Origin of the sequence: Pseudolysinimonas yzui, from assembly GCF_014653215.1 — a bacterium.
GTDB classification, from domain to species: Bacteria; Actinomycetota; Actinomycetes; order Actinomycetales; family Microbacteriaceae; genus Pseudolysinimonas_A; species Pseudolysinimonas_A yzui.
In genome coordinates this window covers 958,086-980,178 of sequence record NZ_BNAI01000001.1, presented here as the reverse complement: position 1 = coordinate 980,178, position 22,093 = coordinate 958,086, and the positions used below count along the sequence as shown (strand labels likewise).

Here is a 22,093-nt window from a genome sequence, read left to right as displayed (position 1 = left end):
TCGTCACGCGCCGACGTACTGGGCGAGGTGCTGCCCGGTGAGGGTGGACTTCTTCGCGACCAGGTCGGCGGGCGTGCCTTCGAAGACGATCTTGCCGCCGTCGTGACCGGCACCGGGGCCGATGTCGACGATCCAGTCGGCATGGGCCATCACGGCCTGGTGGTGCTCGATGACGATGACCGACTTGCCCGCGTCGACCAGCCGGTCGAGTAGACCGAGCAGCTGCTGCACGTCGGCGAGGTGGAGCCCCGTCGTCGGTTCGTCGAGTACGTACACGCCGCCCTTGTCGGCCATGTGGATCGCCAGCTTGAGCCGCTGCCGTTCGCCGCCGGAGAGGGTGGTGAGCGGCTGACCGAGGGTGAGGTAGCCGAGGCCGACATCCGCCATGCGCACCAGGATCGCGTGGGCGGCCGGCACCTTCGACTCCCCGTCGGCGAAGTAGGCGATGGCTTCGTCGACGCTCAAGCCGAGCACCTCGCTGATGTTTCTGCCGCCGAGCCGGTACTCGAGCACCTCGGCGAGGAACCGCTTGCCCTCGCACACCTCGCAGACGGTGGAGGCGCTGCCCATCGAGCCGAAGTCGGCGTAGATGACGCCGTTCCCGTTGCAGTTCGGACACGCCCCGGCCGAGTTGGCGCTGAACAGGGCGGGCTTGACGCCGTTGGCCTTCGCGAACGCGGTGCGGATCGGGTCGAGCAGTCCCGTGTACGTCGCCGGGTTGCTGCGACGCGAGCCCTTGATCGCCGCCTGGTCGACCGAGACGACGTCCGCGCTCGCGGGGATCGAGCCGTGGATGAGCGAGCTCTTGCCCGATCCGGCGACCCCGGTCACGACGCACAGCACGCCGAGAGGGATGTCGACCGACACGTTCTGCAGATTGTTGCGGGTGGCGTTCCGGATCTCGATCGCGCCGCTCGGGGTGCGCACGGCATCCTTCAGTTGCGCGCGGTCGTCGAGGTGCCGCCCGGTGAGGGTGTCGCTGGTGCGGAGGGCGTCGACGGTGCCTTCGAACTGGATCTCGCCGCCGTTCGTACCCGCGCGCGGGCCGAGGTCGACGACGTGGTCGGCGATCGCGATCATCTCGGGTTTGTGCTCGACGACGAGCACCGTGTTGCCTTTGTCGCGCAGCCGCACCAGCAGTTCGTTCATGCGCTGGATGTCGTGGGGGTGCAGGCCGATCGTCGGCTCGTCGAAGACGTAGGTGACGTCGGTGAGGCTCGACCCGAGGTGGCGGATCATCTTGGTGCGCTGGGCTTCGCCGCCCGAGAGGGTGCCCGACGGCCGGTCGAGGCTGAGGTAGCCGAGGCCGATCTCGACGAACGAGTCGAGGGTCTGCTGCAGGTTCTCCAGGAGCGGCCCGATGTTCGATCCCTTCAGGCCGCGCACCCACTCGGCGAGGTCGCTGATCTGCATGCGGCAGGCGTCGGCGATGCTGACCCCGTCGATCTTCGACGACCGCGCCGCGGCGCTCAGCCGGGTGCCCTCGCACTCGGGGCAGGGCGTGAAGGTGACGGCCCGCTCGACGAAGGCTCGGATGTGCGGCTGCATCGCCTCGACGTCTTTCGAGAGGAACGACTTCTGCACCTGCGGAACCAGACCGAGGTAGGTCATGTTGATGCCGGCGACCTTGACCTTGGTCGCCTCCTTGTAGAGGAAGTCGTGACGCTGCTCGGGGGTGAAGTCTTTGATCGGGATGTCGCCGGGCACGAGTCCCGACTCGGTGAAGAGACGCACGCCCCAGCCTTCGGCGTTGTACCCGGGGATCGTCAGCGCGCCCGCCTTGATCGACTTCGTCTCGTCGAACAGCTGGGTGAGATCGATGTCGCTCACGGCGCCCGAACCCTCGCACCGCGGGCACATCCCGCCGGTGTAGATCTCTTTCTCGATCACGGTGCGCTCGCCGGTCGAGGTGGTGCGGACGCCGCTCGTCTCGCTCGTCGGGATGTTGAACGAGAAAGCGCCGGGGCCGCCGATGTGGGGCTCGCCCATGCGGCTGAACAGGATGCGCAGCATCGCGTTGGCGTCCGTCGCCGTTCCGACGGTGGAGCGCACGTTGGCGCCCATTCGCTCCTGGTCGACGATGATCGCCGTCGTCAGGCCGTCGAGCACGTCGACATCGGGTCGGCCGGGGCTCGGCATGAAGCCCTGCACGAACGCCGGATACGTCTCGTTGATCAGGCGCTGGGATTCGGCCGCGATCGTGTTGAAGACGAGGCTCGACTTGCCCGATCCGGACACACCCGTGAACACCGTCAACCGGCGTTTGGGCAGGTCGACGCTGATGTTCTTGAGGTTGTTCTCGCGCGCGCCGATGACGCGGATGAGGTCGTGGCTGTCGGCGGGATGAGGAGTCGTCGGCATAGTGCCCACGGTAGCGGCGACCCCGGACGGTGGGCTTATCCGAAACCGCCCGATCGGGATGCCGGGTCGTGGGGCCGGCTACGGAGGCGGATCGGCACCGACCGCCCGAGCCGGCCGGGAGCGATGTCGGCGGCCGGTGGGGGAGGCCCAGTCGATGGTTCCGTCGGGATGATGCGCTTCGACACGCCAGCGGGTCTCGTGTTTGAGGGTGTGATGGCCGCGGCAGAGATGCTCGAGGTTGCACGCGTCGGTCGTGCCGCCGTCGGCCCACGCCTGCGTGTGGTCGAGGTCGCACGCCGCCACCCGGCGGAAGCACCCGGCGAACCGGCAACGCCCGTCGCGCACGGTGAGCAGCAGGCGGAGGTCGTCGGTCATGCGGTACCGGGTGCGGCCGAGCGCGATGATCGCGTCGTCGCGCGGGTCTGTCAGCATCCGTCGCAGCACCGGCGCTTCGGCCGTCAGTTCGCGTGCGGTCTCGTCGTCGATCGGCCCGTAGCCGACGATCTCGGCGGGAGCATCGGATGCGCCCATGAGCACCGAGATCGGCACCGTGACGACGACGGTGGGCTTGGCGTCACCGAACCGACGGGATGCGCGGGTGTCGCGGTCGAGCAGCACGTCGCCGAACGCGTCGGCGCGCAGCTGCGCGAGGGAGCGGTCGTCGCCGGTCTCGCCGCGCAGTCGGGCCAACCCGCGGGCGAGGTCGTCGAGTCGGCTGTCGATCGCCAAGGCCTCTGCCGCGGGTAGGTGAGCGACGAGCCACGCCATTCCGTCGCGCCCGGGCTGACAGGTCACCTGGCGACCCTCTCGGGCGCGCCGGTGGCGATCGGCGGCCTGGTCGGCATCCCTCGTTTCGCGCAGTCGCTTGATCGCCCGCTGGAACGAGGCCGCCGACTGGTCGGCAGCGTCGAGCATGCGCCGCTCGAGGTGGTCACGCTCGCCGTCGTCGAGGCCGCCGAGTTCGTCGACGAGGATGCGCGCCTGGCGTGGGGTGATGCGCCCCTCGGCGAGAGCGGCTCGGGTGGTCGGCAGGTGACGGGCGAGGATCTCGGCCTCGTCGATGAGCGTCTCGGCGCTGCGCTCGGAGATGCGCAGTGCGGTGGCCAGCTCGGCGCGGAACTCCCGTTCGGCGAGCACGTGCGGGCTCGGCCCGACCTGGGTGGCGTGCGCGAACTCGATGAGCCCCAGCTTCGCGGCGGTGAGGGATGCGATCATCCGATCCGCCGCCACGATCGCGTCGATCACCCCGGCGTCCGCCTGCATCCGCGCATCGACCCTCGCGAAATCGCCCGGCGGCGGCTCGTCGCGGAAGGTGACCATGCGTCAAGACAAGTGGCAACCACCGACATTGGATCGCCCCGCGCCGCCGCCCTCGCGGGGTCGGCTAGAGTAGGAGGCCGTGCCGCGAAATCGGCGCGATGCCACGGGCTGTGGCGCAGCTTGGTAGCGCACCTGACTGGGGGTCAGGGGGTCGCAGGTTCAAATCCTGTCAGCCCGACAGATTTCTGATTCGACCGCCGCCGCGATCTCGGCGGGCTCAGTTCGCCGTTCTTGTGGGGCGGAACGACGGCAAAGTCGCGAGCTGGCCGAGTGACATGACGCCGGCCGTCACGACGTAGGTGATTCCGATCGCGTCCGGGACGAAGACGACGACGAGCGCGATCGGCAGGATGGTGAGCCAGACGGTGAGCCACGCCCACCACTCTCGGCGGCGGTACGGGATCACGAGCAGCACGATGGCGAGCAGGTTGACGACGCCGAAGGCTTCGAACAGCTGCTGTTCGTCGGTGGAGGCGGCGATGAACCAGATCCCCGCGATGTGGTTGACGGCGAAGAGCGCGGAGAGCAGGAGCAAGACGATCCACCCCACCCGGAAGAGGATGCGGCGACCGCTCGAAGAGGTGGTGGCGGTGTCGGTCATGGCGAGGAACCTAGCCGATGGGTTCCCGTCGCGGAATAGCGAGAGCCGCGACGGAGGACGTCGGCGGGATCAGGGAGACTGCTCCCGTGAACGTTTTCGACCATCTCGGCATCACCGTGGCCGACTTGGCCCGCGCCAAGGAACAGTTCCACCCGGTGATGGAAGCACTCGGGTTCACGAGGTACGACGAGGATGGCGGAGTCTCGTGGTACCGGAAGGGCGAACCCGAGCTCATCCTCTACCCCGTCCGCGATGAGGGCTCCGAGCCGCACACGCACGGACGGGTCGGCTGGCAGCACCTCGCCTTCGCCGTCGATTCGCGAGCGGAGGTCGAGCGGCTGCACGGGATCGCACTCGAAGCCGGCTGGTCGGTGGTGCGCGATCCGAAGGTGTACCCGCGGTTCAACGAGCGGTACTACGCCTCGTTCGTCGAAGACGACAACGGCATCCGCATCGAGTTCATGCACAACCCGCCGCGCGAGGCCGCGAGCTAGAAGCGCTCACCGCGAGCTGTTCGCCGTGCGGCCGCGCACGATTCCGATGAACACCTCGCACATCGGATGGGGCGACTCGACGGGCCAGACGAGCGAGATCCCGGTGTCGGGGGCGTCGCGCAGCGGCCGGGCGACGACATCCTTGCGTGACAGCGCTCGGGCGACCGACTGCGGCATCACGGCGACGCCCGCGTTCGCGGCGACCAGCTCCACGGCATCCTCTCCCGCGCCCTCCGCGAGGTCGACCGGCAGCACGGTCTCGCCCTCGAGATCGGCGAGGTCGACGGCATCCAGAGCCGCCACGAGCGAACCCTTCGGCGCGACGACGACCGGGCCCTCCCGGTAGAGCGGGATCGCGTGCCACCGGTCGTCGGCCGCGACGTCACGTGCCAGAGCCATGTGGGCGGAGCCGTCCGCGAGTGCCGCGAGAGCCGCCGACTGGGGGAGGGGCACGAGGTCGAGGCGACCGCCGGGCCGGCGCTCACGCCACACCCGCTCCCACTTGCCGGGCGTCACGCCGGGCACGAAGGCGACGATGAGCGGATCGGGCACGACTTCAGGCTAGCCCGCGCTCACGGCGCCCCCGGGCGCCCCGTACCCTCGAAGCATGACCGACGCCCCGCGCGAAGACCGCCGCCAGCAGCCCAAGCCGCCGAAGCAGCAGTTGCTGAGCCCCAAGACCGCGGCCGACAAGCTCGGCATCTTCCTGCCGGCGACCCCCGAGGAGTTCCGCGCGGCGCCGATCGCCCGGGATGCGCTGCAGGCCCTTCAGGCCGCACCACCGGAGTGGCTCGTCACCCTGCGCCGCGAAGGGCCGCACCCGCGCGGCGAGGTCGCCCGCCGGCTCGGCGTTTCCAACTCGGCACTCGCGCGCGCCGGAGTCAGCGACGCGATGACGACCTCCGAGATCCGAACGCTGCTCGCCGACATGCCGGAATGGCTGTCGATCGAGCGCGAGAAGCACGCGCCGGGAACCGGTGCCGCGCCAGGGACCGCTGTGGGCGAGCGCCCGACGCGGCGTGACGAGCCGGGCGACGACTAAGGAGCGGATGCCGGCAGCCGCACCGTCATCGTGGTGCCGCGCCCGACCGACGATTCGACGTCGATCGTTCCGCCGTGCGCCTGAACGACCTGCTGGGCGATCGAAAGACCCAGTCCCACCCCTGGAATCGCGGCGTCCTGTGCGTTGGAGGCGCGGAAGAAGCGAGTGAAGAGCCGGGGGATGTCGTCGAGGGGGATGCCGATCCCGGTGTCGTGCACGACGATGACCGCCTCGTCGCGCTCCGGTGACGCCTCGACGGCGACGGTCACGTGACCACCGTGATCGGTGAACTTCACGGCGTTGTCGATGATGCCCGCGACGGCGCGCTCGAGATGCGTTCCGTCAGCGCTTACGACCAGCTCGGGGTCGTGGCCGGTCACCGCGAGCGATACCCCTCGAATCTCGGCGAGCGGTTCCACGCGCTCGACGGCGCGGCCGACCACCGCGGCGACATCCGTCGGCTCCGGGGCGAAATGGCCGTCCACGTCGTCGTAGCGGGATGACGCGAACGTCGAGTCGATCAGGCCCTGCAGCTTCGCGCCGTTGCGCTCGATCGTGCGGAGCATGTCCTGCGCACCGGATGGCAGGTCACCCCCGACGCCGTCGAGCAGGAGTTCGACATGCCCGTTGATCGACGTCAGCGGCGTTCGGAACTCGTGGTTCACGGTCACGAGCATGTCGCTCTTCGCCTGGTCGAGTTCGGTGAGCCGCCGCACGGCCTCCTGCTGGGCACCGAGCATGCGACCCAGAATCGCCTGGCGCAACACGACCGGCACGAGTCCGAGAGCCACCGTGAGCGCCGCGAGCGCGATCGACCAGCTCGAGAGCGCCATCTGCGTGCCCATGACGAGCACGGTGAGGCCCGCGAGCACGCCGATCGTCGGCAGAGAGAAGACGCTGTACCGGACCGGGGCGGGGATCTCCGACTGGGGGTGCAGAGCGCCGACCGCCCACCACGTGATGAACGCGAGCCCGACGGCCCAGGTGGCGTCGAGGGGGGTTCCCGCCAGGTAGTCCCCGGTATTCGAGAGGAGGGCGTACGAGATGTCGCCCGCGACCCAGACACCGAGGCCGACGATGACCGCCCACCACCTCCGACCGACCCGCTCCGTCGGGATCGACGCGATCCCGGCGATCACGGCGATCAGAATCACGTCGAAGAACGGATAGGCGAAGGCGACGACGCTCGCGAGCACGGTCCCGCTGTCGAGAGCAGTGTCGAACACCGGGGCGAGCACGACGGCGAGCAGGGCCGACACCCCCGCCGTCGCGACCGCGGTCTCGAGCAGCACCAGCCACCCGACACGGGAGAGCCGACGCCGCACGAGGAGAACGAGCCCTACCGCCATCAACGGGTAGAAGAGCAGATAGGCCGGGTCGGCCGGTGACGGGAACTCCAGGTAGCCGTTCTCGTCCATCGCGAATGAGTAGTAGGTGTCGCCGAATGCGGTCGCCGTCACCCCGATCGCGGCGAGCGTGATCGGGATGCGGGCGGGGCCGGGGCGGGTGGCCACCAGCCAGAAGATCACGGCCGGGATCCATTGCGTCGCCTGCGACACCCAGATGCTGATGAAGGCATTCGGCTCGCCCCCTGAGAGGATCAAGCCCACCAGGTAGACGACGTTGGCGATGACCATGAGCCACAGGAGCACGCCGACGGCGCGGCGCAGCGTCGACGGCATGTCTCGCGCACCGAGACTCGCATCGGTGCCGAGCGCGGTCATACGACGACGGTAAGTGAGCTCGGCACAGCGTCGTCAGCCCCATTACGGGGTCCTGCGACTGCCCACGGGCTGGTCACGCGACCGCCCGAACCCGCAGGAGGAGGGCCTGCTGTGGTGCGAGAAGCGGCACCGGCAATCCGAGGTCGCCCAACAGCCGTCCGGTCACGGTGATCCCGCCCTCGGCGAGCCAGGCGGGCGGCGCGTCTTGAACGACGTGGGGGCCTCCGCCGAGGTCGAGTGGTTCCACGCGATACCGACGATCCGGGTCGAGACCCGGGAAGCGCAACGGGGGAGGCACCGCGACCGCTGCGGTGTCGAGGGTGACGAGGGCGATGATCGCTTCGTCGCCGGATGGACTCACCAGCCCGTGGACGAGGCGGTCGTCGCCGGGCTCGTCGGTGCGCACGGTGCGCCCGGTTGTCACGAGCGGTCGAAGCTGTTTCACCAGATCGATCCAGTTGCGGAGGTGGGCTCGATCCTCGTCGGTCGCGGCAGCCACATCCCACTCGATACCCGCACTGCCGAACAGCGCCGTCGCGAGACGGAACGAGAGATCGTGCGTACGCCCGGTGATGTGCGCACGGGGGGCGCCGACGTGACCGCCGAGCAGCTCCGGCGGCATGAGCAGGCCGCTGTACCGCTGGATGCGCTGGCGGTCGAGCGCGTCGTTCGTGTCGCTCGTCCAGAACCGGTGCACGCGTCGCGCCATGCCCAGGTCGACCCGCGCCCCACCGGAGGCGCAGCTCTCGATCGCCAGGTCGGGGAACCGCTCGCGCAACGCGTCGATGAGGGCGTAGACGGCCCGCGTATGGGCGGCCGCGGTGCCGGCGTGCTGGTCGCGGTTGTGATCCCACTTGAGGAACGCGATCGGGTACTCCGTGAGCAGCGCGGTGAGCGCCTCCAGCACGTGTTCGCGGGCGGCGGGCACGGTGAGGTCGAGGGTGTGCTGGTGCCGCCACGAAGGCGGGACCGCGGCATCCGCGGCGAGGTCGGCGAGCATCCAATCGGGATGTTCGCGCGCGAGCCGCGAGTCGGCGCTGACCATCTCGGGTTCGACCCACAGGCCGAAGTCCATTCCCCGCGCGACGACCGCCTCCGACAGCGGATGCAGCCCCGACGGCCAGCGGTCGGGATCGACCGTCCAGTCGCCGAGCGCCCGGCGGTCGTCGGTGCGGCCCTTGAACCAGCCGTCGTCGAGCACGAAGCGCTCGACCCCGAGATCGGCAGCGAGGTCGACGAGCGGCAGCAGCTTCTCGAGGGCGTGGTCGTAATAGACGGCTTCCCAGGTGTTGAGCACCACCGGACGGTGGGCCGGGGGAGTCTGGGCACGCACGAAGGGATGCAGGCGGTCGGAGAGCCCGTCGAGGCCGTGGTCGCTGTAGGCGAGTACCGTCTGCGGCGCGCGGTAGTGGTCGCCGCTCGCGAGACTCACCTCGCCGGCATCCAGCAGTTCCGCGGCGAGAAGCCGTCGGTGTCCGGTGGCGAGTGACTCGACACCTGTCGTGCTGTTGCCGCTCCAGGCGTGGTGCAACGCCCAGACCTCACCGGAACGGAATCCGAAGCCGACGGTTCCGAGCACCGTGAGGTAGGGGGAGTCGTGCCCCGGACGGCCTCGTCGCTGGTCGCGCAGGTGCAGCCCGTCGCGGATGGCGCCACGCTGCGGTTGCCGCTCGTGGGCCCACACGCCGCTGAAGTCGAGCAGATCGCTCGCGCGCGCCGGCACCGGCATGCAGACGGCCAGCCGGTGCAGCTCGACGCCCTCGGCCGCTGCGGTCGTCGCATCCAGATCGATCGTCACGACGCCCTCGGGCGACAACGTCGCGCGCCACACGACGCCGAGTAGCGGGCCGTGATCGTCGTCGACCGCGAGGTCGATCGCCACCGAGTTCGGGTCGGTTCGGCTGAGCCCGGTGCGGCGGATGCGCAGCGGCAGCCGGGCGGGACCGCTGCCGATGCGGTGCGCGACGATCGCCGGGAACCCGCTCCAGCCCTCGGCGGGGCCGGCGAGGATGGACGGGGCAAGGGGGAGGTCGGGCGCACTCGGCGCGATTGCGGGGGCCGCAGCGATCTGTTCGAGCATGTCGGGGTCGACGTCGCCGAGATCGGCTCCCCAGTGGAGGAGGCGGGGGACGGCCGTGCCGCGGGCGTCGAGCACAAGGCTGACACCCGCGGCACGGAGGTGGAGAAGCGAGATACCTACTCCTTGACGGGGATCGAGGCTGCCTTCAGGGCGGCGATCGTCTTCTGTTGGCCGGAGGCCAGCGCGTCAACGAGCGTACCGTTGCCCGAAACGGCGGCGGCGAAGCCATCGGCGACGTCGTTGTAGACCTGCGTCATCGTCGGACCCCAGGTGAAGTCGGGGTTGACGTTGTTGCCGGCCTCGGCGAACACCTCGTAGATCTTCTGACCGCCGTAGAACTCCACACCCTCGGCGAATGCCGGAAGGTTGGCGCCCTCGATCGTCGCGGGGTAGATGCTCGCGCTGGCGTTCATCGCGGTCAGCGAATCGGCATCCGTGTTGAGCCACAGCGCGAACTGCGCCGCCTCGTACGGGTGGTCGGAGCCCTTCAGCACCGCGGTGGTCGAGCCACCCCAGTTGCCTGCGGCGCTTCCGCCGGCCTCCCACTGCGGCATCGGGGCGACCGCCCAGTTGCCGGCGGTGTCGGGCGCGCCGCTCGCGATCGTGTTGGCGCCCCAGACGGCGGAGACCCAGGTCCACAGCTCGCTCGAGTTGTAGGCGGCGTTCCACTCGTCGGTCCACGGCGGGTAGACGGCGACCAGGTCGTCGTCGATCAGGCCCTGCCAGTACTCGGCCACCTGGGTGGACTCGTCGCTGGTCAGGTCGACCGTCCAGTTCTCGCCGTCCTGGCCGAACCACTCGCCGCCGGCCTGCCACACCAGGCCGGCGAAGGCGTTGATGTCGCTCTGCGAGAAGTTGTTGATGTACCCGCCGAGCGCGCGGATCTGCACCGCGGCGGCTTCGTACTCTTCCCACGTGGTCGGAATCGGGATGCCCGCCTGCTCGAACAGGTCGGCGCGGTAGAACATCGCCATCGGGCCGGTGTCCTGCGGGATCGCGTAGACCGCATCCTCTTCACCGAACGTCACCTGGCTCCAGGTCCAGCCGACGAACTGGTCTTCGGCTTCGAGGATGCCTTCGCACGCCCCGATGTTCTCGAGGCCGTCCTGCACCCGGAAGTTCGGCATCGCGTCGAACTCGATCTGACCGAGGTCGGGGGCATTTCCGGCCGCGAGCTGGTTGAAGAAGTTCTGGTACGTGCCGCCGTTGCCGTTCGGGCCGGTCTGAACCTCGACCTGGATGTCGGGGTTCTCTTCGTTCCAGATGGCGACGGCGTCTTCGACGCCCGGCAGCCAGGTGGTGAAGGTCAGGGTCACGGGACCGTCGGAGGGAGTGCAGTCGCCGCTCGCGCCGGCATCGGTGCCGCCCGTCGAGCAGGCCGTCAGGGCGAGAGCGGAGATGGCCACGACGGCCCCCGCACGCGCGACTGTGGAGATCGCCATGCTGTGTTCCTTTCTTGGGGTGGTGCTGATTTGGTGGTTCAGATCTTTCGGAGGCGCTGTCGCCGGGCTCATTTGAGCCCGCCGTTCGCCAGCCCGGACTGCCAGAAACGCTGCAGCCCGAGGAAGGTGACGATGAGGGGGATGATCGACAGCAGCGAGCCGACGACGACGAGGGCACGGATGTCGGGGATCTGGCTGACCTGGGTGTTCCACACGTAGAGGCCCATCGTCACCGGGAACAGGGCTTCGTCGCGCAGCATGATGAGCGGCAGGAAGAAGTTGTTCCAGATCGCGACGAACTGGAAGAGGAAGATCGTCACCAGCGCCGGCGCCATGAGCCGCGTCGCGACCGTGAAGAAGGTGCGCACCTCGCCGGCGCCGTCGATGCGCGCGGCCTCGATGATCTCGTCGGGAACGCTCGCCGAGGCGTAGATCCTCGAGAGGTAGACCCCGAACGGGCTGACCAGGCTCGGCAGCAGCACCGCCCAGATGGTGTTCGTCGCGCCGGCCTGGCTGAAGATCAGGAAGAGCGGCAACGCGAGCGCCGTCGCAGGCACGAGCACGCCCCCGAGCACGACGTTGAACAGGGTCTCGCGGCCGCGGAAGGTGTACTTCGCGATCGCGTACCCCGCCATCGCGGCGAACAGCGTCGCGAGCGCCGCCCCGACTCCGGCGTAGAGCGCGCTGTTGGCGAGCCAGCGCAGGAAGACACCGTCGCGGTACTGGAAGAGCGCGGCGATGTTGCCGAACAGGTCGAAGTCGGCGAACCACAGGGGAGCGGTGGTGGTGAAGTCCGCCCGCGACTTGGTCGCCGCGACGAACAGCCACCACAGCGGCGTCAGGAAGTAGAGCGTGGCGACGATCATCACGGCCATCGCGATGGTGCGTGACACGGCGCTCTCCCGCGTGGCGGTGCGTCCGAGCCGCCCGCCCTCACGCGCCATCAAGCTGGCTGTGGTCGTCATAGCGTTGCCCTCCGTTGGGTGAGCTTCAAGACGGTGAACGAGAGCAGGAAAGTCGCCACGGCGAGCACGACCGACATGGCCGCGGCGAGGCTCATGTTCGGCACCGACGCGGTCGAGTAGATGGTCAGGTTCGGGGTGAAGGTGCTCGTGACGGCCGACGAGAAGCTGGCGAACACCTGCGGCTCCGCCAGCAGCTGGAAGGTGCCGATGATCGAGAAGATGCCGGTCAGCACGAGGGCGGGTGCGACGAGGGGGATCTTGATCGACCAGGCGATGCGCAGCTGGTTCGCGCCGTCGAGTCGGGCCGCCTCGTAGATCTCCTGCGGAATCGACAGCAGAGCCGAGTAGATGATGAGCATGTTGTAGCCGACGTACACCCAGGTGACCACGTTGGCGATCGACCACAGCACGGCATCGGCTGAGAGGAAGTCGACGCTGCCGGTGACCGCGGTGAACGGCGACAGGTTCGGGGAGTACAGGAAGCCCCACATGATCGCCGCGATGACGCTCGGCACCGCGTACGGGGCGAAGAACGCGAGCCGGAAGAACTTCGCGCCGCGCACGAGCGGCGAGTCCAGCAGAAGCGCCAGGATGAGGGCGAGCCCGAGCATGATCGGCACCTGCACGGCCCCGAACATCAGGACGCGAACGATGGATGCCCAGAACGGCTCGTTCTGGAACACGGCGATGTACTGGGTGAGGCCGCCGAACACCTGCACCGCGGGGCCGAAGGTGCCCTCCCGCTCGACGGTGAGCAGCGACTGGTAGACGGCGTACAGGATCGGGACGACGTAGAACAGCACGAACAGCACCCCGAACGGCAGCAGGAAGGCGGCGAGCGCCTTTCGATGTCTGACCGCTCTCGACGGGGTGACGACAGTGTCACGCACCACGATTGCTCCTCTCGGTGACGATCACGCGAACGGCACCCGCGGCCACGGGCGTCGTGTCGGTCACGGTCTCGCCGGTGACGAGATCGAGTCCGCTGACCGGCACGGTGACCGGCGCGTCGCGGTGGTTGATGACGAAGGTGGCCTCGTGGGTGTCGGTGACCCGGGTCACGAGGTCGACGTCGGGGCCGACCTCGGTCACCGGAACGTCGGCTTCGGCGCACAGCCGGACGAGGAGGTCGCTCAGCGATTCGTCATCGAGCATCGTCGCGACGTACCAGGCCGCGCCCTCGCCGACCTCGCGCCGGGTCAGGGCGGGGGAGCCGGCGGCGGGGCCGTCCGTGAAGGCGTCGACGATGGCGGCGCCACGCGTCTGGATCGACTCGCTCCAGACGGAGCCTCGAGCGCCGCTGTCGAGACGGATCGCCTGGGCGGCGGCGAGGGGGCGGAACTCGTCGATGACGATACCGAGCAGGTCGCGGAAGGCGCCCGGGTAGCTGCCGGGATGGATGGCGTCGGTGTCATCGACGATTCCGCTGAACGGGGTGATGAGCACGGTGGCGCCGAGTTCGGCCGCGTCGGCGATCACGGCGGCCTCCGCGTCGGTGGCGGTGTACAGGGTCGGAACGATCACCAGGTCGTACCCGGTGAGCGGTGTCCCCGGGGCGACCAGGTCGACGGTGACCCCGAGGGCACGCAGTGCGCGGTGGTAGCGGTGGGCCTCCGGAAGGTAGCGCAGCAGACCGCTCGGCTGGGCGTCGCCTTCTGCCGCCCACCACGCCGGCCACGAGAACACCATGGCTGCCCGCGCGGCGACGCGAGAACCGACGATCGGCGACAGCCGGTCGAGCACCGCCGACAGTTCGAGGCTCTGTGCCCACCCGCTGTTCCCGGTGCCGCCATGGGGGAGCAGTGCGGAGTGGAACTTCTCGGCCCCGCGCCGGGAGGCGCGCCACTGGAAGAAGCAGATCGAGTCGGCGCCGCGGGCGACGTGCCCGAGCACGGTGCGCACCAGCTCGCCGTCGCGCTTGGCGTGGTTGATCGGCTGCCAGCTCACCGCGCTCGTCGAGGTCTCCATGAGCATCCATGGATCACCCTTCGCGAGACCGCGGGTGAGATCGGCACTGAACGCGAGCTCGGCGAGCGGGTCGGGCAGCCGGTGGTCGAGGTAGTGGTCGTTGGCGATCAGGTCGAGGTCGTCGACCCAGCCGAAGTAGTCCTGGGTGCTGATGTGCGCGGTCACCATGAGGTTGGTGGTGACGGGAGCGGCGGAGCCGGCACGCACCACGGCGGCTTCGGCGCGATAGGACGCGAGCAGCTCGTCGGACGAGAACCGCGCGAAGTCCAGGGCCTGGGCCGGGTTCGCCGCGGAACGCGTGGTGCGAGGAGGCAGCACGTCGGCCCAATCGCCGACCCGCTGGCTCCAGAAGGCGGTTCCCCACGCATCGTTGAGGGTATCGAGGGTCTCGTAGCGGCGCTGCAACCAGGCGCGGAACGCCGCGGCCGAGGTGTCGCAGTAGCAGAGCGCGTTGTGGCAGCCCAGTTCGTTCGAGACGTGCCAGAGGGCGACGGCCGGGTGGGCGCCGTAGCGCTCGACCATCGCGCTCACCAGCTCGAGGGACTTCTCGCGGAAGACGGGGGAGCTCGGGCACCAGGCCTGGCGTCCGCCCGGCCAGGCGATCGTTCCATCGGCCGCCTGCGGCAGCGTCTCGGGGTGCAGACGCGCGAGCCAGGGAGGCGGCGACGAGGTGCCGGTTCCGAGGTTGATGCGGATGCCCGCGGCGTGCAGCAGTTCGACGATGCGGTCGAGCCGGCCGAAGTCGAAGCTGCCGGGGGTGGGCTGCAGTTGCGCCCACCCGAAGATGTTGATGGCGACGAGGTCGACACCGAGTTCGGTCATGAGCGCGATGTCGTCGAGCCACACCGACTCGTCCCACTGCTCCGGGTTGTAATCGCAGCCGAGGGTGATGGTGCCCGTCGCCCATCCCGGCACGAGCGACTTCTCAGCGCTCAGGGTCCGGGGAGTGCTCACGGGCCATTCCTTCCGCGGTCGGATCAACATCGTTGTCGCTCGACACCGAGACTCTGGGAGCGTGCACAGACCGTTGTGCAAACGAAGGAGTCAAGGTTTTCTGTGAACGCTCCCAGATTAGACACGAGAGTTCGCCGGTGTCAATACACTGAGCCCGTGCCCGCACCTGTTCCGCGTCAGAAGCGCGCCACGATCTTCGACGTGGCGGCTGAAGCCGGGGTGTCGCGCGGCACCGTCTCGCGGGTTCTCAACGGCGAGCCGTACGTCTCGGCGTCCGCCCGAGAAGCCATCGAAGCCGCCATCGCCAAGGTCGGCTACGTGCGCAACACCGCCGCGCGCAACCTGGCGACCCAGTCCTCCGGCGCCATCGCGCTCATCGTGCACGAGCCGCACTCGGTGTTCGTCGACGACCCCAACATCGGCGCCATCCTGTTGGGCATCAATTCGTCGCTGTCGGCCGCCGACTACCAGCTCGTCTCGCTCATCATCGACACCGAACGCGATTCGCAGCGGGTCACCGGCTACCTCGGGGGCGGTTTCGTCGACGGGGCGATCATCGTCTCCGCGCGCGAGGGCGACCCGATCTCCCAGGCCATCGCCGATCTGCGGCTGCCGGCCGTGATGATCGGCCGGCCCGACAATCAGCCGCAGCTCCCGTGGGTCGGCATCGACAACCGCGGCGCCGCGGAACAGATCACCCGGCGACTCAAGGCGACGGGCCGCTCCCGCATCGGCATGATCGCCGCGGGCCTCGACCGCGACTCCGGTCGCGACCGACTGGCCGGGTTCCGGGACGCGCTCGGCGACGGATACGACGAGTCGCTGGTATCGAGGCAGAGTTTCTACACCCACGACGCCGGCGTCGCGGGCATGGCCGAGCTGTTGCGCGTCGACCCGCTCATCGACGGGGTCTTCGCGGCCTCCGACGCGGTCGCCGTCGGTGCCCTCGAAGCCCTCGCCTCCGCCGGTCGGCGGGTGCCGGCCGACGTCGGCGTCGTCGGGTTCGACGACAGCGCCTGGGCGCGTCGGGCACAGCCGGCCCTCTCGACGATTCGCCAGCCCGCCGGAGACCTGGGAGCGCGAGCCGCCGAGCTGGTGCTCGAGCAGGTGCGATCCGGGTCACCGGCAGCTGACGGCGTGCTGTTGCCGACCGAGGTCGTCTGGCGCGACTCTGCGTGAACGCAGCCGGGCGTGAGAGTTCGCCCGGCGATCAGTCACAGCTGACGCCCCGTACCCTGGAGCCCATGGCTTCCGACGCGGTGCAGGGCGAGATCCGCCAGGTGCGCCCGAAAACCGAGGGCTGGAAGCAGAAGCTCGACACCGACGGTCGCCCGCTGCTGCAGTTCGCCAGCCCGAAGCGCGGCAAGCCGCCCGAGCATCTCGCCGACTTCACCGCCGACGAGCGGGCGGCGAAGATCACCGAGCTGGGGATGCCGGCCTTCCGGGCCAAGCAGATCGCGACGCACTACTTCACGCACTCGACCTCCGACCCCGCCGAGATGACGGATCTGCCCGCCGCTGGTCGCGCAGAGCTCGTCGCGGGGCTCTTGCCGCCGTTGCTCACCGAGTTGCGGCGACTCGAGACCGACAAGGGCGACACGATCAAGTTCCTCTGGAAGCTGCACGACGGCGCCCTCGTCGAGTCGGTGCTCATGCGCTATCCGGGACGCATCACGCTGTGCATCTCGTCGCAGGCCGGGTGCGGCATGAACTGCCCGTTCTGCGCGACCGGACAGGCGGGGCTGACCCGCAACCTCTCGACGGCCGAGATCGTCGACCAGATCGTGCGGGCCAACCGGGTCATCGCCGACGGCCAGCTGGGCGGCAAGAAGAAGACCGACCACTCGATGGAACGGGTCAGCAACATCGTCTTCATGGGCATGGGGGAGCCGCTCGCCAATTACGCGCGGGTGCTGCGCGCGATCCGCACGATGGTCGCCCCCGCCCCGGACGGGCTCGGGATGAGCGCCCGCGGCATCACCGTGTCGACGGTCGGCCTGGCTCCGGCGATCGGAAAACTCGCGGCCGAAGGCATCCCGGTGACGTTCGCGCTGTCGCTGCACGCCCCCGACGACGAACTGCGCGACGAACTGATCCCGGTCAACTCGCGGTGGAAGGTCGACGAGGTGCTCGACGCCGCGCGGGCCTACTTCGACGCCACAAAACGGCGGGTGTCGATCGAGTATGCGCTCATCAAGGACATGAACGACCATGGCTGGCGCGCCGACCTCCTCGGCGAGAAGCTCAACGCCCGAGGGCGCGGCTGGGTGCACGTCAATCCCATCCCGCTGAACCCGACGCCGGGATCGATCTGGACGGCGAGCGAGCCCGACGTGCAGTGGGAGTTCGTGCGCCGGCTCGAGGCGATGGGCATCCCGACGACCCTGCGCGACACCCGCGGCAAGGAGATCGACGGCGCGTGCGGCCAGCTCGCGGCTGCCGACGAGACCGCCTGAGGCCACGGGACCTTCGACCCCTCCGCCCCGGAGCGGGCACCGTGACACTGGGGGCATGACCAGGATCACCGTCATCACCGGTGCCGCGAGCGGCATCGGCCTCGCGACCTCCGCCCTCCTCGTCGAGCGCGGCCACCGCGTCATCGGAGTGGACCTCCACGACGCCGACGTGAATGTCGACCTCTCGACGGCCGAGGGCCGAGAGCAGATGGTCACCCGGGTCAGTGAACTCTCGGGCGGCCGCATCGATGCGATCATCGCCAACGCCGGTCTCGCGACGCCGACGGCGACCACGGTCGCGGTCAACTACTTCGGGGCCGTCGCGACCCTCACCGGGCTGCGGCCGCTGCTCGCCGGGTCCGAGGCTCCGCGCGCCGTCGCCACGGTGTCGATGGCGTCGCTCTTCCCACCCGACGACGGCCTGCTCGACGCTCTGCTCGCCGGCGACGAGGTCGCCGCGATGAAGCGCGGGGCCGAACTCGAGGCGGCAGGCGGTGACGCGGCGAATCTCATCTACGGCACCACGAAGCGCGCGGTCTCGCGGTGGATCCGCCGCAATGCGGCGACCGCCGAGTGGGCGGGTGCTGGGATCCCGCTCAACGCGGTCGCCCCCGGCGTCGTCGAGACCCCGATGACCGCGGCGTACACGGGCAGCGAAGAGGCCAGGGAGGCGATTCTGCAGATGGTACCGATGCCGCTGGGCGGCATCTTCCAGCCTCGCGACGTCGGCTACCTCCTCGCCTGGCTCACCAGCGAAGAGAACGCGCACCTCTGCGGGCAGGTCATCTTCATCGACGGCGGCTCCGACGTCGTCATCCGCGGCGACTCCACCTGGTGAGGTCGGCCTGGTGAGGTCGGCTCGGTCTTCCCGTAGCGTGGTGCCGTGGCGACCCGGATCTATGTGACCTCGGCCGAGGGCGGCACGGGCAAGTCGACGGTCGCCGTGGGGCTGCTCGAAACCCTCAAGGGTTCGGTGGCGCGGGTGGGGGTGTTCCGGCCGATCTCGCGATCGGGGCCGGATCGGGATTACGTGCTCGAGATGCTGCGGGAGCACGCGAGCGCGCAGCTCGCCTATGAGGAGTGCGTCGGCACGACCTACCCCGAGCTGCATGAGAATCCGGACGCGGCGCTCTCGCAGATCGTCGACCGCTTCAGCACGATGGAGGAAGCGTGCGACGCGGTGATCATCCTCGGTTCCGACTACACGGATGTCGGGTCGCCGACCGAACTGGCGACCAATGCCCGCATCGCGGCGAATCTGGCCGCTCCGGTCGTGCTGGTGCTGGGCGGGCGCAGCGAAGACGACACCTTCCGCTCGCCGGCGGCTCTCGCGGGGCTGGCCCGGGTCTCGATCGACGAGTTGCAGGTGGAGCACGCCTCCGTGCTCGCGGTGATCGTGAACCGGGCGGAGCCGTCGTCGCTCGACGCGATCCAGAAAGCCATCACCGCGGAACACCCGCAGGTGCCGGTGTGGGCGATCCCCGAAGACGCCGAGCTGACGGCCCCGCTGCTGCGCCACGTGTTCGCCGCCGCCGAGGCGACCCTGGCCTCCGGAGATCCCGCCGGACTCGATCGGCCGGTGCGCGACACGGTCGTCGCGGCGATGTCGCTCGAGAACGTGCTGCCCCGGCTGACCGAAGATGCGATCGTCGTCGTGCCCGCCGACCGTTCCGAGATCGTGCTCGGAGCGCTCATGGCCCACCTCTCGCCGGGCTTCCCGACGCTCAGCGGCATCGTGCTCAACGGCGGGTTCCCGGTCGCCCCCGCCGTGCAGAAACTGCTCGACACCCTCGGGTCGACGCTGCCGATCGCGACGAACCGGCTCGGCACCTTCGACACCGCGGTGCTCATCACCCACGCCCGCAGCCGACTCGCCGCCGACAGCCCGCAGAAGTACGCCGCAGCGCTGGCGCTGTTCGAGCGCCACGTCGACGGGGCCGATCTGGTGCGGAGGCTGAGCCTGCCGTCGTCGCCGGTGATGACCCCGTTGCGGTTCGAGCATCTGCTGATCGAACGTGCCCGCGCGAAGCGCCAGCACATCGTGTTGCCCGAAGGCGACGACGACCGCATCCTGCAGGCCGCGGGGATCGTGCTGCAGCGCGGGATCGCCGACATCACGATCCTCGGCGACGAGACCACGGTGCGCCAGCGTGCCGGGCAGCTCGGGGTCGACCTCGACGCGGCCCGGGTGATCGCGACCACCGATCCCGAACTGCACGAGCGGTTCACCGACGTGTACGCCGAAGCGCGCAAACACAAGGGGATCTCCCGCCAAGCTGCCGCCGACACCGTGACCGACGTGTCGTACTTCGGAACCCTCATGGTGCACCTGGGACTCGCCGACGGGATGGTCTCGGGTGCACGCCACACGACGGCGCACACCATCCGGCCCGGCTTCGAGATCGTGAAGACCTCGCCCGGCGTCTCGGTCGTCTCGAGCGTGTTCTTCATGGCACTCGCCGATCGCGTTCTCGTCTACGGCGACTGCGCCGTCATCCCCGAGCCGACCGTCGAGCAGCTGGCCGACATCGCCATCTCGTCGGCGGCGACGGCACGGCAGTTCGGAATCGAGCCGCGGGTCGCGATGCTCAGCTACTCGACCGGGGAGTCGGGATCCGGTGCCGACGTCGACCGGGTGCGGGCTGCGACGGAGCTGGTGCGGCAGCGCGCCCCCGAGCTGCCGGTCGTCGGGCCGATCCAGTACGACGCGGCGGCCGACCCGACGGTGGCGGCGTCGAAGATGCCCGAGTCCGACGTGGCCGGGCGGGCGACGGTGTTCGTCTTCCCCGACCTCAACACCGGCAACAACACCTACAAGGCCGTGCAACGTTCGGCCGGCGCGGTGGCGATCGGCCCCGTGCTGCAGGGCCTCGCCAAGCCGATCAACGACCTGTCGCGCGGCGCGCTCGTGCGCGACATCGTCAACACGATCGCGATCACGGCGATCCAGGCCCAGGACGCGTCGTGACGCGCGTTCTGGTCGTCAACGCGGGCTCGTCCTCCCTCAAGTACGAGGTGCTCGACGCCGAATCGGGCGTCCGGGTCGTGGCCGGACTCGTGGAGCGCATCGGGGTGCCCGGCTCGCCGGTGCCCGACCACGCCGCCGCCCTCACCGACGCGCTCGAGGGCCTCGACGTCGAGAGCATCGACGCGGTCGGCCACCGGATCGTGCACGGCGGCACCGTCTTCGTGCAGGCCACCGTCATCGACGACGCGGTCGAGGCCGAGATCGAGCGGCTCGCCGTGCTCGCGCCGCTGCACAATCCGCCGGGGCTGCTCGGCATCCGGGCGGCGCGGGCCGCCCTGCCGTTCGTGCCGCAGGTCGCCGTCTTCGACACGGCGTTCCACGCCACCCTCCCGCCCGAGGCCTACACCTACGCGATCGATGCGGCGGTCGCGGCGCGGTACCAGGTGAGGCGGTACGGATTCCACGGCACCTCGTACCGGTACGTCACCCGTCGCGCCGCCGAACTGCTCGGTCGCCCGCTCGAGCAGCTCCGTCAGGTGGTGCTGCATCTCGGCAACGGAGCATCCGCCGCGGCCGTCGCGGGCGGGCGCAGCATCAACACGTCGATGGGGATGACGCCGCTCGAGGGTCTCGTCATGGGCACGCGCTCGGGCGATCTCGATCCGGCGGTGCTCGTGCACCTGCAGCGCGTCGGCGGATTCGACGCCACCGCGCTCGACGACATGCTCAACCGTTCGAGCGGGCTGAAAGGCCTCGGGGGCCACAGCGACATGCGCGACCTGATCCGCGCGATCGACAGCGGTGACGAGGCCGCGGCGCTCGCCTTCGAGGTGTACGTGCACCGGGTGCAGCGCTACATCGCGGCCTACGCGGCCGACCTCGGCGGCATCGACGCGCTCGTCTTCACGGCGGGGGTGGGGGAGAACAGCGCTCTCGTGCGTGCGCGGGCAGTGGAGCGCCTCGGCTTCCTCGGCATCGTGGTCGACGCCGGGCTCAACGCCGCGCCGTCGTCGGCGCCCCGGTTCATCTCGCCCGACGGGAGTCCGGTCGCCGTCCTGGTGGTGCCGACCAACGAGGAGTTGCAGATCGCCTTCGACACGGTGGCGGTCATCAGCGGTGGCTGACGACCCCTAGACTCTCGCCATGTCCGGGGAAACCTCAGCTCACGAACCGTCCGCAGGCAACGATCCGACCGAGTCGGTCGCCGACGCTGTCGTGACGCCGCCGTCGGAACCGACGCCGCAGCTCCCGCCCGAGAACCTCGTGCGCGGACTGCTGCTGTCGCTGCTCGTCGTGCCCGCCGGCATCCTCGTCTTCGTGCTCATCTGGAACCTGGGCTTCATCGCCTCGATCGTGGGCTTCGGGGTCGCGTTCGCCGCGTTCTTCCTCTACCGACTCGGTTCGGGCGGTCGGGTGTCGATGCGCGGAGCGGTCGTCGTGGCCCTCGTCACGGTCGCCACCCTCGTGCTCGCCTTCCTCGCCGCCGAGGTCTTCACCCTGGCCGGTGAGATCGCCCGGGTGAACCACGTCTCGGTGCCCGAGGTGCTGACCTCGCCGGAGCTCAGCAGCATCCTGTGGCGCGCGTTCAGCTCGCCCGAGGTCGCCGGCGCGCTGGCCGGCGATGCGGTGATGACGCTGATCTTCGGCGCGATCGGCTGTTTCACGGTGCTCCGTGGCGCGTTCCGCGAAGCCAAGGCGGCCCCGCTGGCCGGCTGACC

General features: G+C 69.6%; 18 protein-coding genes and 1 tRNA gene. 9 read left to right on the top strand and 10 right to left on the bottom strand.

Features of this window, described 5'->3' with window-relative positions:
- Nucleotides 1-3: 3 nt before the first annotated feature.
- Nucleotides 4-2,361: an ATP-binding cassette domain-containing protein gene (locus tag IE173_RS04930; protein WP_191282246.1), complete on the bottom strand. Its 2,358-nt coding sequence runs from the start codon at nucleotides 2,359-2,361 to the stop codon at nucleotides 4-6.
- 78 nt (nucleotides 2,362-2,439) lie between these two features.
- On the bottom strand, nucleotides 2,440-3,681 hold the full coding sequence (locus tag IE173_RS04925; protein WP_191282245.1) for an HNH endonuclease signature motif containing protein: 1,242 nt from the start codon (nucleotides 3,679-3,681) through the stop codon (nucleotides 2,440-2,442).
- Nucleotides 3,682-3,785: 104 nt separating this feature from the next.
- Here IE173_RS04925 and IE173_RS04920 point away from each other — a divergent pair.
- Nucleotides 3,786-3,859 (top strand) — tRNA-Pro (locus tag IE173_RS04920).
- 39 nt (nucleotides 3,860-3,898) lie between these two features.
- Here IE173_RS04920 and IE173_RS04915 read toward each other — a convergent pair.
- A complete protein-coding gene (locus IE173_RS04915; RefSeq protein WP_191282244.1) occupies nucleotides 3,899-4,282 on the bottom strand; it encodes a hypothetical protein in 384 nt (127 codons plus the stop codon).
- Between the two features lie 86 nt (nucleotides 4,283-4,368).
- Here IE173_RS04915 and IE173_RS04910 point away from each other — a divergent pair, with 86 nt between their 5' ends.
- Nucleotides 4,369-4,776, top strand: a complete 408-nt coding sequence (locus IE173_RS04910) for a VOC family protein (protein ID WP_191282243.1) — start codon at nucleotides 4,369-4,371, stop codon at nucleotides 4,774-4,776.
- A 6-nt stretch (nucleotides 4,777-4,782) separates the two neighbouring features.
- Here the strand turns inward: IE173_RS04910 and IE173_RS04905 are convergent, their stop codons facing one another.
- Nucleotides 4,783-5,328: a LysR substrate-binding domain-containing protein gene (locus IE173_RS04905; protein WP_191282242.1), complete on the bottom strand. Its 546-nt coding sequence runs from the start codon at nucleotides 5,326-5,328 to the stop codon at nucleotides 4,783-4,785.
- Between the two features lie 55 nt (nucleotides 5,329-5,383).
- Here IE173_RS04905 and IE173_RS04900 point away from each other — a divergent pair, with 55 nt between their 5' ends.
- Complete coding sequence (locus tag IE173_RS04900; protein ID WP_191282241.1) at nucleotides 5,384-5,818, top strand: DUF5997 family protein; 435 nt, start codon at nucleotides 5,384-5,386, stop codon at nucleotides 5,816-5,818.
- On the opposite strand, the gene IE173_RS04895 is transcribed toward IE173_RS04900, so the two are convergent.
- From IE173_RS04895 to IE173_RS04870, 6 genes are all read right to left on the bottom strand, one after another.
- The gene (locus tag IE173_RS04895; protein ID WP_191282240.1) at nucleotides 5,815-7,542 is read right to left on the bottom strand and encodes a sensor histidine kinase; all 1,728 of its coding nucleotides are present in this window, start codon (nucleotides 7,540-7,542) and stop codon (nucleotides 5,815-5,817) included. The genes IE173_RS04900 and IE173_RS04895 overlap by 4 nt on opposite strands.
- A 73-nt stretch (nucleotides 7,543-7,615) precedes the next feature.
- Nucleotides 7,616-9,697 carry an alpha-galactosidase gene (locus IE173_RS04890; RefSeq protein ID WP_229841887.1) on the bottom strand — a complete coding sequence of 694 codons (2,082 nt, stop codon included), beginning with the start codon at nucleotides 9,695-9,697 and terminating at the stop codon, nucleotides 7,616-7,618.
- A 41-nt stretch (nucleotides 9,698-9,738) separates the two neighbouring features.
- On the bottom strand, nucleotides 9,739-11,064 hold the full coding sequence (locus tag IE173_RS04885; protein ID WP_191282239.1) for an ABC transporter substrate-binding protein: 1,326 nt from the start codon (nucleotides 11,062-11,064) through the stop codon (nucleotides 9,739-9,741).
- Nucleotides 11,065-11,132: 68 nt separating this feature from the next.
- Entirely contained in the window at nucleotides 11,133-12,029 is an 897-nt protein-coding gene (locus IE173_RS04880) for a carbohydrate ABC transporter permease (RefSeq protein WP_229841886.1), read from the bottom strand.
- Nucleotides 12,026-12,919 (bottom strand): carbohydrate ABC transporter permease, encoded by an 894-nt coding sequence (locus IE173_RS04875; protein WP_373298451.1) that lies wholly within the window; start codon nucleotides 12,917-12,919, stop codon nucleotides 12,026-12,028. The genes IE173_RS04880 and IE173_RS04875 overlap by 4 nt, the downstream gene beginning before the upstream one ends.
- Nucleotides 12,912-14,951 carry a beta-galactosidase gene (locus IE173_RS04870; RefSeq protein ID WP_229841884.1) on the bottom strand — a complete coding sequence of 680 codons (2,040 nt, stop codon included), beginning with the start codon at nucleotides 14,949-14,951 and terminating at the stop codon, nucleotides 12,912-12,914. The genes IE173_RS04875 and IE173_RS04870 overlap by 8 nt, the downstream gene beginning before the upstream one ends.
- A gap of 156 nt (nucleotides 14,952-15,107) precedes the next feature.
- Here IE173_RS04870 and IE173_RS04865 point away from each other — a divergent pair, with 156 nt between their 5' ends.
- From IE173_RS04865 to IE173_RS04840, 6 genes are all read left to right on the top strand, one after another.
- Complete coding sequence (locus IE173_RS04865) at nucleotides 15,108-16,130, top strand: LacI family DNA-binding transcriptional regulator (protein ID WP_191282237.1); 1,023 nt, start codon at nucleotides 15,108-15,110, stop codon at nucleotides 16,128-16,130.
- A gap of 65 nt (nucleotides 16,131-16,195) precedes the next feature.
- Nucleotides 16,196-17,407, top strand: coding sequence for a dual-specificity RNA methyltransferase RlmN (gene rlmN, locus IE173_RS04860; RefSeq protein ID WP_191282236.1), 1,212 nt, complete (start codon nucleotides 16,196-16,198; stop codon nucleotides 17,405-17,407).
- 55 nt (nucleotides 17,408-17,462) lie between these two features.
- Nucleotides 17,463-18,245 (top strand): SDR family oxidoreductase, encoded by a 783-nt coding sequence (locus IE173_RS04855; RefSeq protein ID WP_191282235.1) that lies wholly within the window; start codon nucleotides 17,463-17,465, stop codon nucleotides 18,243-18,245.
- 45 nt (nucleotides 18,246-18,290) lie between these two features.
- Nucleotides 18,291-20,375 (top strand): phosphate acetyltransferase, encoded by a 2,085-nt coding sequence (pta, locus tag IE173_RS04850; protein ID WP_191282234.1) that lies wholly within the window; start codon nucleotides 18,291-18,293, stop codon nucleotides 20,373-20,375.
- Entirely contained in the window at nucleotides 20,372-21,499 is a 1,128-nt protein-coding gene (locus tag IE173_RS04845; protein ID WP_191282233.1) for an acetate/propionate family kinase, read from the top strand. Before pta ends, IE173_RS04845 begins: the two co-directional genes overlap by 4 nt.
- A gap of 19 nt (nucleotides 21,500-21,518) precedes the next feature.
- The gene (locus IE173_RS04840) at nucleotides 21,519-22,091 is read left to right on the top strand and encodes a hypothetical protein (RefSeq protein ID WP_191282232.1); all 573 of its coding nucleotides are present in this window, start codon (nucleotides 21,519-21,521) and stop codon (nucleotides 22,089-22,091) included.
- The last annotated feature ends 2 nt before the right edge of the window (nucleotides 22,092-22,093 follow it).

Bases quoted from the DNA above. Each gene is read 5' to 3' on its own strand.
- IE173_RS04900 (WP_191282241.1), top strand. From the start codon at position 5,384: ATGACCGACGCCCCGCGCGAAGACCGCCGCCAGCAGCCCAAGCCGCCG.
- rlmN (WP_191282236.1), top strand. From the start codon at position 16,196: ATGGCTTCCGACGCGGTGCAGGGCGAGATCCGCCAGGTGCGCCCGAAA.
- IE173_RS04915 (WP_191282244.1), bottom strand. From the start codon at position 4,282: ATGACCGACACCGCCACCACCTCTTCGAGCGGTCGCCGCATCCTCTTC.
- IE173_RS04925 (WP_191282245.1), bottom strand. From the start codon at position 3,681: ATGGTCACCTTCCGCGACGAGCCGCCGCCGGGCGATTTCGCGAGGGTC.
- IE173_RS04880 (WP_229841886.1), bottom strand. From the start codon at position 12,029: ATGACGACCACAGCCAGCTTGATGGCGCGTGAGGGCGGGCGGCTCGGA.
- IE173_RS04855 (WP_191282235.1), top strand. From the start codon at position 17,463: ATGACCAGGATCACCGTCATCACCGGTGCCGCGAGCGGCATCGGCCTC.
- IE173_RS04885 (WP_191282239.1), bottom strand. From the start codon at position 11,064: ATGGCGATCTCCACAGTCGCGCGTGCGGGGGCCGTCGTGGCCATCTCC.
- IE173_RS04840 (WP_191282232.1), top strand. From the start codon at position 21,519: ATGTCCGGGGAAACCTCAGCTCACGAACCGTCCGCAGGCAACGATCCG.
- IE173_RS04895 (WP_191282240.1), bottom strand. From the start codon at position 7,542: ATGACCGCGCTCGGCACCGATGCGAGTCTCGGTGCGCGAGACATGCCG.
- IE173_RS04930 (WP_191282246.1), bottom strand. From the start codon at position 2,361: ATGCCGACGACTCCTCATCCCGCCGACAGCCACGACCTCATCCGCGTC.